This is a genomic window from Mycobacterium sp., from assembly GCF_049673265.1.
GTDB lineage: Bacteria > Actinomycetota > Actinomycetes > Mycobacteriales > Mycobacteriaceae > Mycobacterium.
In genome coordinates this window covers 1-12,952 of sequence record NZ_JBATXN010000360.1, presented here as the reverse complement: position 1 = coordinate 12,952, position 12,952 = coordinate 1, and the positions used below count along the sequence as shown (strand labels likewise).

The window sequence follows — 12,952 nt, the reverse complement described above, 5'->3', positions numbered from 1 at the left end:
CTGTTGACCGCCGACCGCTTGCGCTCGTCGGGCAGATGGATTTCCCCGAGCCCGATGCGGTTCTGCAGGCGCTTCATCCACATCGGCGCCCACCAGCAGTCGTCGCCGAGCAGCTTCATCACCGACGGCACCAGGAACATCCGGATGACCGTGGCGTCCAACAGCAACGCCGCCATCAACCCGAACGCCAGGTACTTCATCATCACCAGGTCGGAGAAGATGAACGAACCGGCGACGACGGCAAGGACGGTCGCCGCGGCGGTGATGATGCGGCCGGTGGCCGCGGTGCCGATTCGAATGGCTTCGGCGGTGGACATGCCGCGCGCCCTTGCCTCGACCATCCGGGACACCAGGAACACTTCATAGTCCGTCGACAAACCGAAGACCACCGCGATGATCAGACCGATCACCGGCGCGGTCAGCGGCGTCGGCGTGAAATTGAGCCACGACGCGAAGTGCCCGTCGACGAATATCCACGTCAGAATGCCCATCGTCGATCCGAGCGTCAACGCGCTCATCACCGTCGCTTTGATCGGCAGTACCAGTGATCCGAACGCCAGGAACATCAACAGAGTGGTGGTGGTCAGCAGGATGACCAACATCAGGGGCAGCTTGCTGAAAATGCCGTGGATGGCGTCCTGTTCGAGAGCGGGGGTGCCGCCGACCAGAACGGTCAGACCCTTGGGCGCGGTGACGGCCCGCAATTCGTTGATCTTCTTGGCCGACTCGCTCGCGTTGACCAACCCGTTCTGGATCACCCGAACCGAGTCGTCCTTGGGGCGCGAGGTGGCGTTCGGTCCGGCCACACAGGGGTTGCCCGCGATCGTCGGGCAGGGTCGTTCCTTCCACGTCTTGTCGGTGAACCCGGTGACAGAGTCGAGGTCGTTGCGGATGGTGGCGACTTGCTGGTCGGTGACCTTGCTGTGGTTATCGCTTTCGATCACGACGGTGATCTGCTGGGTGCGGTAACTGGGGAAAAGCGTGTCGAAATGCTCCTGCGACTGGCGCACCGGGTTGCTGGGTGGCAGGTATTTCTCGCTGAAGCCGCCGAGCGCGAGACGGCCCAGCGGAATGATCAACAGGATCATCGCCACCACGATCGGGATGGCGAACAGCAACGGGCGCTTCATCACTCGGTTGACGAGCTTGCCCCAGAATTCCTGCTCGACCTCTTCCCGGGTCTTGGTCTTCTGCAGCAGGTCGGCGAGCCAGTTCAGATAAACCCGCGACGGCTTCCAATTCGCCAAGAACGGCACCCGTAACAGGGTCCGGACGCCCCACGCGTCGACGCGGTGGCCGAGGATGCCCAGCACAGCCGGCAGGATGGTGATCGACAAGATCGCCGACAACATCACCGCCGCGATCACGGCGTAGGTCAACGACTTCAAGAAGCCCTGCGGGAACACCAGCATGCTGGCCCCGGACACGGCGATCAGCACCGCCGAGAACGTCACCGTGCGCCCAGCCGTCATCATCGTGCGGCGAACCGCGACCTCGCTGTCGTAGCCCTCGGCGATCTCCTCCCGGAACCGGCTGACCACGAACAGCCCGTAGTCGACGGCGATACCGAGGCCGATCATGGTCACCACTGGCTGGGCGAAGAAGTTCACCGGGCTGAACATCGCGATGAGTCGCATGATGCCCAGCGCGCCGGCGATCGCCAGGCCGCCGACCATCACCGGCAGGCAGGCGGCGATCACCCCGCCGAAGACCAGGAACAACACCACCGCCACCAGTGGCAGCGCCAGAACTTCCATTCGTCGTTGGTCGGTTTCGATCGTCCCGGTCAAGCCGTTGGCCACCGGTTCGAGGCCGGCAACCTCGACCTTGCCGCCGTCGAGCTTCTGCAGATCGGGTGCGATGGCCTTGTAGTTGTTCAAGATGGAGTCGTCGCTGTCGCCCTTGAGCGGGATCGAGACGAAGGTGTGCTTCTTGTCCTCGGTCGCCATGCCTTTGACAACGGGGTCGGTGGAATTCGGTGCCGCCAGGTAACCGACCCATCCCAACACCTGGTCAGGGTGGTCCTTTTTGAATTTGTCGAGCTGGTCCTTGATCTGTTTCGACCAGGCCGGGTCGTCGACCGTCTTGCCCTGCGGAGCGGTGAAGGTTGCGACGATGTGGCTGGTCCGGTCTCGGCCGTAGGTGTCGTCGCCGAGTACCGAGGCCTTGACCGACTGACTGCTGTCGTCGAAGAAACCACTTTGCGTGACGTGCTTGCCGAGGCTGACGCCGAAGATGCCTGCGCCGAGGCATAGCGCCACCATGACGCCGATCACGACGAACCGGTAGCGGTACACAGTTCGACCCCACCAGGCGAACACGTCTACTCCTTAATCATCTGTGGCGACTCGGGCATTGGTTTTCCAGTGTCAGACACGCGAGGTCAGCAATGAAGACAGCGGCCGGAACGGTTGTAGCCACGCCCCCTTCTCAGGCAGCGAATCGAGTCCGATCCGCGGCAGCGGCTCCCGGAACACACCCGCGATGTCCTCCAGGTCAACAAACTCCAAGGTATCCGACGCTAGCGCCCAACTAGCATGTTCGCGAAATCCGAGCACCTGCACGGGTACCCCGTCGCGCGAGATTTCCTCAAGCGGCAGGCGGAAGGCCTGGCCGTCGGCCGACGCGACTACCAGCGCCGCCAGGCCGCCGGCGCTGCGCTGGGCGATGTGATCCAGCATGTCGCTGTCCACATCACTGTCTTCGTCGAGTTTCGGCTTGGCGAAAACAGCAAACCCCACGTTACGCAGCGCATCCACCCACGGCCGGACCACTTCGGCGCTGCCCGGCGCGATGTTGGTGAATACGGTGGCCTCGGGCTCGGCTGAGACATCTTGGCGGTTGGCTGCGACCTCGGCGGTGCGGGCCAGCAACCAGCGGCCAAGAGCGTCGAAACGTGGGCGTTCCAGCGCCGTAGGCCTGCGGCCCAAGATCGATCCCAGGCCCATGTCCAAGTTCGGCGCATCCCATACCAAAAGCACCCGCCGAACGGCTGGTTCGGCGTCGGGTTCGGCGCCGCCGGACAGCGCCATCGGTTCTGCGGTTGTTTGGTCGGTCAAACTCATGGGCGACTTCTTTCGGAGCTGCGCTGCCACACCAATTCAGTGACAGCGCTGCCGGCGTGCTGCGCCTTGCCCTCATATTTGGTGGTCGGGCGGACGACAGAGATAGGTAGTCCGGCCGCCTCTGGCCCTGCCGGATCCACCCGGGTCAGCAGCGGTTCGGCGTCGCCCACCTCGGCGATCTGCTCGGCGTAACCGGGATGGTCGGTGGCGGCGTGCAGCACACCCCCGGCCCGCAGCCGGTCCGCGATCAGCGCGACCGTCGGAGTCTGGAGCAGCCGGCGTTTGTGGTGTCGGGCCTTGGGCCACGGATCGGGAAAGAACACCCGGACCCCGCTCAGCGAGCCTGGCGCGATCAGAGATTCCAGCACGTCAACGGCATCCCCGCGAATCAGCCGGATATTGGTGACGTTTTCCCGTTCGATCGCCGAGAGCAGCTGTGCCAGTCCACGCCGGTACACCTCGGCAGCGATGACATCGACGTCCGGCTCCGATTGCGCCATAGCTAGGGTAGAAGTCCCTGTGCCACAACCGATTTCGAGTACGAGCGGTGCATTGCGGCCGAACCAGGCGGCGGTGTTCAGCGGCTCGTCGGGCGCGTCGGGGCTGTCCCCCGAGGAGGCCCCGACCCCGAGTTCCGGCCACAGCCGCTCCCAGGTCCGTTGCTGGCCGGCCGATAGCGCAGAACGTCGCGATCGAAAGCTGGTGTTCCGCCGATACCCGGCGGCAGTGCGTGCTGCGGGCAGGGTGTCAGACGGTGTCGGCGGGACGGCCGCTTCCACCGGGGGCTGCGCACGCATCCGTTCATCGTTACCCATTAATCGACCATGTTGCCTCTCGCGGCCGAGATTGATACCCAACAGTTGCCTTCAACTGGTAGCGAGTGGCTCGCGTCCCGGCGGAGCAGATGCCACCATTCAGCGGCAGATACGCCCCGGCGACAATGGGCGGTGCCAGAGTACGACCGACAGGGGATGGACTTACCAGGCGAACGCATGACCGCACACGGGTACCAGATTTTCGTCGATGAGCTGGAGCGATTTGCCTCCGACGCCGCTGACGCGCGCTGCGCCGCGATCGCCAACCGGCTCGCCGCACCGCTTCGGGTGGTGGTGTCCGGCCGGCGCGGCGCGGGCCGCAACACGGTGGCGCGGGCTTTGGCCTGCGTCGGGAACTCGCGGGGAACGATCGCCGTGACGACATCACCGGAGGCCGACGTGGACGTCTACGTCATCGCCGAAGTGGTTAAACCCGAGGATCGTGCGGCGATCAGCGGGGCCGGTCGGCCGGTCTTGACGGTGCTGAACAAGGCAGACCTGATCGCTACCAGGCAGCCGGGCTGCCACCCCGGCGGCCCGACCGTTGCGGCGAGAACCCGCTGCAAGCAGCTTTCTGCGCGTACCGGTGTGCCGATCGAGCCGGTGGTCGGGTTGCTCGCGGTCGATGATTTGGTGGACGACACAATCTGGGCTGGGCTGCAGACGCTGGCCAGCCCATCCGACGTACCGCCAGTGGCGGAAGAGCTGCACCGTCGCATGCTCGACACCCTCGACGTGTTCGGCGTCCAGCAGGCCCTGGGCGCGATCCGGCGCGGCGCAACCCGCGATCAAACTCGCGCGGTGTTGCGCCGGCTGAGCTGCATTGACGACGTCGTCGACAAGATCGAGTCGTTCGGCGCGCAGGTGCGCTACCGGCGACTGCTCGACGCTATGGCCGAATTGCAGACGTTGGCCGTCGCCGACCAGCGAATCGGCGAGTTCTTAGCTCGCGACGACACTGTGCTGGCCCGGATGGCAATGGCCGTGGACGTCGTCGAGGCGGCCGGCATGACCGTCGATCGTTGCGACAGCGCCGCCGCGTATCTGCGCCGCGCTGTGGGCTGGCAACGGTACAGCCGCGGGCCGGTGGCGGGCTTGCACCGCGCCTGTGGCGCCGACATCGTCAGGGGTTCGCTACGGCTATGGTCAAAGGTCGGGAGTTGAGGGTGACCGATCAGGCAGCAGCGGACGCAGAAGTAGATGCAATGGTTGCGGCGATCGGGCCGCGGCTGAGTCCGCCGATCACCGTGCGCCGCGACGTGGTCCTGGTGACCGGCCCCTGGCTGGCCGGGGTGAGCAGCGTGGTCGCGGCGCTGACCAAACATCTGCCCAAACGCACGTTCATCGAGTCGACGGACCTGGCGGCCGGCGAGGCCCCGACGGCGGTGGTGTTCGTCGTTTCGGCGGCTACCCCGTTGACCGAATCAGACTGCCTGCTGCTCGACGCCGCAACCGCCGATACCGACGCGGTGATCGGCGTGGTGTCGAAGATCGACGTGCACCGCACCTGGCGTGATGTGCTGGCCACCAACCGTGACGTGCTGGCCGCGCACGCGGCGCGCTACCGCGACGTGCCCTGGGTAGGCGCGGCTGCCCAGCCCGAGGGAGGTAAACCCCGCCTCGACGACCTGGTCGCCGCGGTCCGCAAGCAACTCGGCGACGAAGCTCTTGTGCGGCGAAACAGGTTGCGGGCGTGGGAATCTCGATTGCAGACCGTCGCCGGCCGGTACGACCGTGATGCAGACGGCGCGGGCCGGCGAGCACGGGTCGAGGCATTACGGGAGCAGCGCAGCGACATCCTGCGACAGCGGCGGCTGTCGAAATCCGAGCGCGCGATCGCACTGCGCAGCCAGACCCAGCAGGCCCGAGTTCAGCTGTCCTACTTCGCCCGCAATCGCTGTGCCTCGGTGCGCACCGAGTTGCAGGAAGACGCGGGGAGTTTGAGCCGGCGCCAGCTGTCGGAGTTCGAGGCCAACGCCCGCAGCCGCATCGACGAGGTCGTTGTTGAGATGGACGAGGGCATCACCACACATTTGGCCGACGTCACGCAAACCCTGGGCCTGACGGTCGACCCGCCCGCGTCCGCGGCGCTGCCGACGATCGAGATACCCGCGCCACAGCTGAGGTCGCGGCGGCTGGAGACCCGGCTGATGATGCTGTTGGGCGCCGGTTTCGGGTTGGGCGTGGCATTGACGCTCAGCCGGTTGCTGGCCGACCTGACTCCCGGCCTGACCGTCGCCGGAGCCGTCGCATGCGCGGCCATCGGGCTTGCGCTTACCGTCTGGGTGGTCGGAACCCGTGGCCTGCTGCGCGATCGCGCGTTGCTCGATCGCTGGGCCGGCGAGGCGACCGCGCAGCTGAAGTCCGCGCTCGAGCAGCTGGTCGCGACCCGGGTGCTGGCAGCCGAGTCGTCGCTGACCGCAGCCCTGGGCGAGCAAGACGAGGTCGAGAGCGCGCGCGTCACCGAGCAGGTCGCCGTCCTCGACACCGAGCTGCGCGAACACACCGTCGCCGGAGCCCGAGCTGCGGCGCTGCGAGGCCGGGAGATGCCCGCGCTGCAGGACGCCCTTGCGGCGGTGCGAGCCGAGCTCGGCGAACCAGCCGAGCCGCAGTCCGAGGACGACGCCGCGACGGCTGAGCGCAGCAACGACGAATTGACGAAACCCCGCCCGCAAAATACTGCGGATAACGTGTTCTGAATCGTTCCTGTGAGTGATCCAATACACGCCCGACCTGCCCTGGTGGTACTCCCCGCGATAACCTGGGTATAGGTTCACCACAAAGTTTTGCGCGTGAATTAGCCCGCTCTGGACAATAGAGCAGCCGCCTACGCAGGAGAGTGCAGGAGATTTCGATGACTTCAGCGACCGTTCCCGGTCTGGATACCGCGCCGACGAACCACCGGGGCTTGCTGTCCTGGGTGGAGGAGGTCGCCGAGCTCACCCAGCCCGACCGGGTGGTCTTCGCTGACGGTTCCGAGGAGGAGTGGCGGCAGCTTTGCGAGCAACTGGTGGCCGCGGGCACCTTCAAGCCGCTGAACCCGGAGAAGCAGCCGAATTCCTACCTGGCGTTGTCTGATCCCTCCGATGTCGCCCGGGTGGAATCGCGGACCTTCATCTGTTCCGAGCGCGAGATCGACGCCGGCCCAACCAACAACTGGATGGATCCGAGCGAGATGCGCTCGACCATGACGCCGTTGTACCGCGGCTGCATGCGGGGTCGCACCATGTGGGTGGTGCCGTTCTGCATGGGTCCGCTGGGCGCCGACGACCCCAAGCTGGGCGTGGAGATCACCGACTCGGAGTACGTCGTCGTGTCGATGCGCACGATGACACGCATGGGCAAGGCCGCGCTGGACAAGCTCGGCGACGACGGCTTCTTCGTCAAGGCATTGCACTCCGTCGGCGCTCCGTTGGAGGAGGGACAAAAGGACGTTCCCTGGCCCTGCAACGACACCAAATACATCACCCACTTCCCGGAAACCCGCGAAATCTGGAGTTACGGTTCGGGTTACGGCGGCAACGCGCTATTGGGCAAGAAGTGCTATTCGCTGCGGATCGCGTCGGCCATGGCCCACGACGAGGGCTGGCTGGCCGAGCACATGCTGATCCTCAAGCTGATCTCCCCCGAGAACAAGGCCTACTACTTCGCGGCGGCATTCCCATCGGCGTGCGGCAAAACGAACCTGGCGATGCTGCAGCCGACAATTCCTGGCTGGCGGGCCGAGACCCTCGGCGACGACATCGCGTGGATGCGGTTCGGCAAGGACGGTCGGCTCTACGCGGTCAATCCCGAATTCGGTTTCTTCGGCGTTGCGCCGGGCACCAACTGGAAGTCCAACCCGAACGCGATGCGCACCATCGCCAAAGGCAACACGGTCTTCACCAACGTCGCCTTGACTGACGACAACGACGTGTGGTGGGAAGGTCTTGAGGGCGAGCCCGATCACCTGATCGACTGGAAGGGTCAGGACTGGGTTATCCGCGAGACGGAAACCAAAGCCGCGCACCCGAATTCGCGGTACTGCACACCGATGTCGCAGTGCCCCACCCTGGCTCCGGAGTGGGACGACCCGCAAGGCGTGCCGATCTCCGGCATCTTGTTCGGCGCCCGCCGCAAGACCACGGTGCCGCTGGTGACCGAGGCCCGCGACTGGCGGCACGGGGTGTTCATGGGCGCCACCATGGGCAGCGAGCAGACCGCCGCCGCCGAGGGCAAGGTCGGTGCCATTCGCCGCGACCCGATGGCCATGCTGCCGTTCCTGGGCTACCACGTCGGTGACTACTTCCAGCACTGGCTTGACCTCGGTAAGAACTCCGACGAGTCCAAGCTGCCGAAGGTGTTCTTCGTCAACTGGTTCCGCCGGGGCGAGGGCGGCAAATTCCTGTGGCCGGGCTTCGGCGAGAACAGCCGGGTGCTGAAGTGGATCGTCGACCGTATCGAGCACACAGCCGGCGGACAGGAAACCCCGATCGGGGTCGTTCCGACCGCCGACGACCTTGACTTGGACGGGCTGGATGTCGATCCCGCCGACGTGAATAAGGCGCTTGTCGTCAACGCGAGCGAATGGCGCGAGGAACTGCCGCTGATCGAGGAGTGGTTCGAGTTCGTCGGCGAGAAGCTTCCGACCGGCGTCAAGGACGAGTTCGAGGCGCTCAAGCAGCGACTGGCCGAAGCCGACTAGTCACTAAAGCAAAACCCCGGGTCCCTAACCCGGGGTTTTGCTTTGCGGAAGGGTAGCCACATCATAGGTATCGGACAGTCAAACTTCTGGTTATGGGAGCCCTGACCAGCAAAGTTAAGCCACGACGGCCGACTTATTGGTAGCTTAGCTATGTTGCTGGATCATCGCTCGGACGGTATCTTTCGACCCAGGGGGTGACAGCGCCCTCCCACGCTTCGACGATCAGGGCATGTGCAGATGACGAATACGGCCACCGGTGCGGTTACCGCAGCTGCGCCGTCGCGGCCGTTGTTTCGCCCATTGACGATCGTCGCGGTCATCATCTGCCCGGCGCTTGTGGTCCGATTCGCCGGCATCCACCCAACTCCGATCCTGGGCCTCGTCATCTATGGCGCGGCCGTCGTGGCGGCGAGTTTCGTGCTGGCGTGGGCTGCCGAAGCCGCCCAGATCGACGTGTCGGGTGGTCTGGCGGTCGCGGTGCTGGGTGTCATCGCCGTACTACCCGAGTATGCGGTCGACTTGTATTACGCCTACACCGCAGGCCATGTGCCCGAATACACCCAGTACGCCGCGGCGAACATGACCGGCTCTAATCGGCTGCTGATGGGTATCGGTTGGCCGGTCGTGGTTTTGATCAGCGTGCTGGTCGCACGCCGGTCAACCGGCCGCAAAGTTGGCGCACTGGATCTTGATGTCAGCAATCGCGTCGAGATCGGTTTTCTGATGATCGCCGGCGTGGTCGCCTTCGTCGTACCCGTGACCGGCCGCATCCACATCGCGCTCGGAATCGTGTTGTTGGCCTGGTTCGGCTTTTACCTGTACAGGCTGAGCCGCGGCGAGGTCGAGGAACCCGAGTTGGTCGGCACTGCCGCTGCGCTGGGAGCACTTCCGGACCGGGCTCGTCGCATCGTGGTGTGCACATTGTTCATCCTTGCCGCCTCGGTAATTGTGACGTGCGCAAAACCGTTCGCCGAGAGCCTGATCGATGCCGGCGCGCAGTTGGGCATCGATCGCTTCCTGCTGGTGCAGTGGCTGGCGCCGCTGTCCTCGGAGGCACCGGAATTCATCATCGCCACCATCTTCGCCGCCAGAGGCAAGGGCGAGATCGCGATCGCGACGTTGATCTCGTCGAAGGTCAACCAATGGACCCTACTGGTCGGGTCGCTGCCGCTGGCGTTCGTGCTGGGAGGCGGGGGCTCGTCGATCCAGCTGGATGGCCGCCAAATCGAAGAGATGGTTCTTACCGCCGTGCAGACGCTGATGGGTGTGGCGCTGATCCTTGGCCTGCGGTTCCGCCGCTGGGCCGCCTGGGCGCTGCTCAGCTTGTTCATCGTGCAATTCCCGATCACCTCGACCGAGGGTCGGGTCCTGCTCAGCGCTGCCTATGCGGTGATCGCTGTCGCGGCGCTAATAGTTAATCGCCGCCAGCTGGCACCAACGCTGTTGGCGCCGTTCGCCGGTCGCGCCAAGCTACACGGCGGACACCCGCATCAGCATGTCGAACCGGTGCACGTGCGTTAGAGGAACCCAACCCTTGACACCTGTCAAGTTTGGCGGCGGTACAGTCTGCGCATGCAAATCCGCGAGCATACTTCCGGCCACGGGGGCGCCAACAAACCCGCCATCGTCCTCCATCCGTCCGGCACCGCCGTCAGCTTCGACGAGCTCGAAGCCCGCGCCAACCGGCTGGCGCACCACTTTCGCCGCGCCGGTTTGGTCGAGGGCGACGCCGTCGCGATCCTCATGGAGAACAACGAGCACATCCATGCCGTCATGTGGGCGGCCCGGCGCAGTGGCCTGTACTACGTGCCGACCAACACCCACCTGACCGCGCCGGAGGCCGCCTACATCGTCGACAACAGCGCCGCCAAGGCGATCATCGGATCCGCCGCGCTGCGCAAGACGTGCGAAAACCTCGCCGAGCACCTCCCGGGTGGCCTACCCGATCTGCTGATGATCGCTGACGACGATCTTCCGGGTTGGCGGCGCTACCCGGAATGCGTTGCCGATCAACCGGATACGCCGATCGACGATGAACGCGAAGGCGATCTGCTGCAGTACTCGTCGGGAACCACCGGCCGGCCCAAGGGGATCAAGCGCGAACTGCCGCACGTCGCACCCGGCGAGGCGCCGGGCATGATGTCGGCACTGGTGGGGTTCTGGATGCATCCCGATGCGGTATATCTAAGCCCGGCGCCGCTGTACCACACTGCGCCGTCGGTGTGGTCGATGACCGTGCAGGCCGGGGGCATCACGACCGTTGTCATGGAAAAGTTTGACCCGGAGGGCTGCCTTGATGCGATCCAACGACATCAAGTCACCCACGGTCAATTCGTGCCGGCCATGTTCACCCGGATGCTGAAACTGCCTTCGGCAGTGCGTGATTCGTATGATCTGTCCAGCCTGCAACGGGTGATGCACGCGGCAGCGCCGTGCCCGGTGGAGATCAAGAAACAGATGATCGACTGGTGGGGGCCGATTGTCGACGAGTACTACGCGTCCTCGGAGGCGATCGGGTCCACGTTGATCAGCGCTGAGGAATGGCTTGCTCACCCCGGCTCGGTGGGTAAGCCGATGATGTGCCAGATCCACATTCTCGACGAGGACGGCAACGAGTTGCCACCGGGCCAAGCCGGCGAAATCTATTTCGAGGGCGGCTTTTCCTTCGAATACCTCAACGACGCGGAAAAGACGGCAGCCTCCCGCGACAACCACGGCTGGGCGACCGTCGGCGATGTCGGCTACGTCGACGAAGACGGCTACCTCTACCTGACCGACCGCCGACATCACATGATCATCTCCGGCGGCGTGAACATCTATCCGCAAGAAGCCGAGAACCTGCTCGTCACCCATCCGAAAGTCCTTGACGCGGCCGTGTTTGGGATTCCGGACGACGAGATGGGCCAAAGCGTGAAGGCCGCGGTGCAGACCGTCGACCCGGCGGACGCCACCGACAACTTCGCCGACGACCTGATGGCCTGGCTGCGAGACCGCTTGGCGCACTACAAATGTCCGCGGTCGATCTCGTTCGAAGCACAGCTGCCGCGCACCGACACCGGCAAGCTGTATAAAAACGAACTGATCAAGAAGTATTCGGTGTGACATTCGTCGAGCTTTCAGCGGGAATCATCGTCGGTCTCGACGCCGAAAATATCAGTGAGCAAGCAACTTTCACGCTGACCGAGGATCCCTGTGACGACCGTCGGGCGATCACCGTCCCGTCAGTCGATTCGGCGATTGCCGACCTGACCGCTCGGGTGAACAGGTGGCCGATGGCAGCCGCCGTTTGCGACGACGTGCTGCGGTCGGTGGATACCGGCGGCCCGACCCTGGCCGGCGTGGTGACCGAGTCGCTGGCCTACTCCACATTGCAGGGCGGTCCGGAGTTCGCCCGGTGGCTGGCCGAGCGCGGCCCGGCCCGCATGCCCGACATCGCCGACGCGGTGCAGGCCGACCGCGACGGCAATACCCTGCGGATCGCGTTCAACCGGCCGCAACGCCACAATGCGTTTTCCACGGATGCGCGCGCCGCGCTGCTGGAGGCGTTGGCCGTGGCGCAACTGGACCCGTCGGTCGACGAGGTTGTGTTGACCGGCAACGGGCCGTCGTTCTGCAGTGGCGGAGACCTCGCCGAATTCGGCACGTTCAGCGATCCGGCGAGCGCGCATCTGGCACGCACCCGCCACAGCCCCGCCCTGGCGCTCGACGCGCTGGCTACCCGACTCGGACCGGCCTGCCGCGCCGAGGTGCACGGGCAGGTGCTTGGCAGCGGATTGGAGATGGCGGCGTTTTGCGGGCATGTGGTCTCCCGGCCCGACGCGGTATTCGGTCTTCCCGAGCTGAGCCTTGGCCTGATCCCCGGAGCGGGCGGCACCGTCAGCGTGACACGGCGGATAGGCCGTTGGCGCACAGCGTATTTGGTGCTGAGTGGCTTAACGATCGATCCGGTGGTCGCACTGGCGTGGGGTCTGATCGACGAGGTGGGCTAATCACGAAGCGGGTTTTGCCAACTTCAGGCGTAGCCTTTCCAGCTGAGCCCACAGCGTGAGTTTCTCCTCAAACGTCAGCTCATCCGGCGGTATCGCTGCTATGCGGTCGAGCGCGACATCCAACCTGTCGAACGCCGCGTAAATCTTCTTTGCTTCCGTTGACCTCATGTGCGGAGGTTATCGCCAGCCACCGACACTCGGCCGGCGCCTACAGACCGCCGCGGGCTACCAGTTGTGCGGCGATGACGTTGCGTTGGATTTCGTTGGTGCCTTCGCCGACGATCATCAGCGGGGCGTCGCGGAAGTAGCGCTCGACGTCGTATTCGGTGGAGTAGCCGTAGCCGCCGTGGATGCGTACTGCGTTGAGCGCGATTTCCATCGCGACTTCGGAGGCGAACA

The 12,952-nt window shown here is 64.9% G+C and carries 11 protein-coding genes; 6 read left to right on the top strand and 5 right to left on the bottom strand.

Going from position 1 to position 12,952, the window contains the following annotated elements:
- The 3 genes from WBF82_RS12515 to trmB all read right to left on the bottom strand — a co-directional run.
- Positions 1–2,321 (bottom strand): MMPL family transporter (locus WBF82_RS12515; RefSeq protein ID WP_424383340.1); only part of this gene is annotated, 2,321 nt, incomplete at its 3' end.
- Positions 2,322–2,369: 48 nt separating this feature from the next.
- Positions 2,370–3,032: an NYN domain-containing protein gene (locus WBF82_RS12510; protein ID WP_424383343.1), complete on the bottom strand. Its 663-nt coding sequence runs from the start codon at positions 3,030–3,032 to the stop codon at positions 2,370–2,372.
- A gap of 29 nt (positions 3,033–3,061) precedes the next feature.
- On the bottom strand, positions 3,062–3,880 hold the full coding sequence (gene trmB / locus WBF82_RS12505; protein ID WP_424383339.1) for a tRNA (guanosine(46)-N7)-methyltransferase TrmB: 819 nt from the start codon (positions 3,878–3,880) through the stop codon (positions 3,062–3,064).
- A gap of 177 nt (positions 3,881–4,057) precedes the next feature.
- Here trmB and WBF82_RS12500 point away from each other — a divergent pair, with 177 nt between their 5' ends.
- The 6 genes from WBF82_RS12500 to WBF82_RS12475 all read left to right on the top strand — a co-directional run bounded on the left by WBF82_RS12500 (position 4,058) and on the right by WBF82_RS12475 (position 12,553).
- Entirely contained in the window at positions 4,058–5,044 is a 987-nt protein-coding gene (locus tag WBF82_RS12500; protein ID WP_424383338.1) for a hypothetical protein, read from the top strand.
- A gap of 41 nt (positions 5,045–5,085) precedes the next feature.
- Entirely contained in the window at positions 5,086–6,579 is a 1,494-nt protein-coding gene (locus WBF82_RS12495) for a hypothetical protein (RefSeq protein ID WP_424383342.1), read from the top strand.
- A gap of 155 nt (positions 6,580–6,734) precedes the next feature.
- Positions 6,735–8,564 carry a phosphoenolpyruvate carboxykinase (GTP) gene (locus tag WBF82_RS12490; RefSeq protein ID WP_424383337.1) on the top strand — a complete coding sequence of 610 codons (1,830 nt, stop codon included), beginning with the start codon at positions 6,735–6,737 and terminating at the stop codon, positions 8,562–8,564.
- Between the two features lie 237 nt (positions 8,565–8,801).
- On the top strand, positions 8,802–10,085 hold the full coding sequence (locus WBF82_RS12485; protein ID WP_424383336.1) for a sodium:proton exchanger: 1,284 nt from the start codon (positions 8,802–8,804) through the stop codon (positions 10,083–10,085).
- Positions 10,086–10,136: 51 nt separating this feature from the next.
- Complete coding sequence (fadD4, locus tag WBF82_RS12480; protein ID WP_424383335.1) at positions 10,137–11,666, top strand: fatty-acid--CoA ligase FadD4; 1,530 nt, start codon at positions 10,137–10,139, stop codon at positions 11,664–11,666.
- A 23-nt stretch (positions 11,667–11,689) separates the two neighbouring features.
- Positions 11,690–12,553, top strand: coding sequence for an enoyl-CoA hydratase/isomerase family protein (locus WBF82_RS12475; protein ID WP_424383341.1), 864 nt, complete (start codon positions 11,690–11,692; stop codon positions 12,551–12,553).
- Here the strand turns inward: WBF82_RS12475 and WBF82_RS12470 are convergent, their stop codons facing one another.
- Entirely contained in the window at positions 12,554–12,721 is a 168-nt protein-coding gene (locus tag WBF82_RS12470) for a hypothetical protein (RefSeq protein ID WP_424383334.1), read from the bottom strand. It abuts the gene before it with no gap.
- Positions 12,722–12,761: 40 nt separating this feature from the next.
- Positions 12,762–12,952: acyl-CoA dehydrogenase family protein (locus WBF82_RS12465; RefSeq protein ID WP_424383333.1), on the bottom strand; the 191-nt coding region annotated here is incomplete at its 5' end.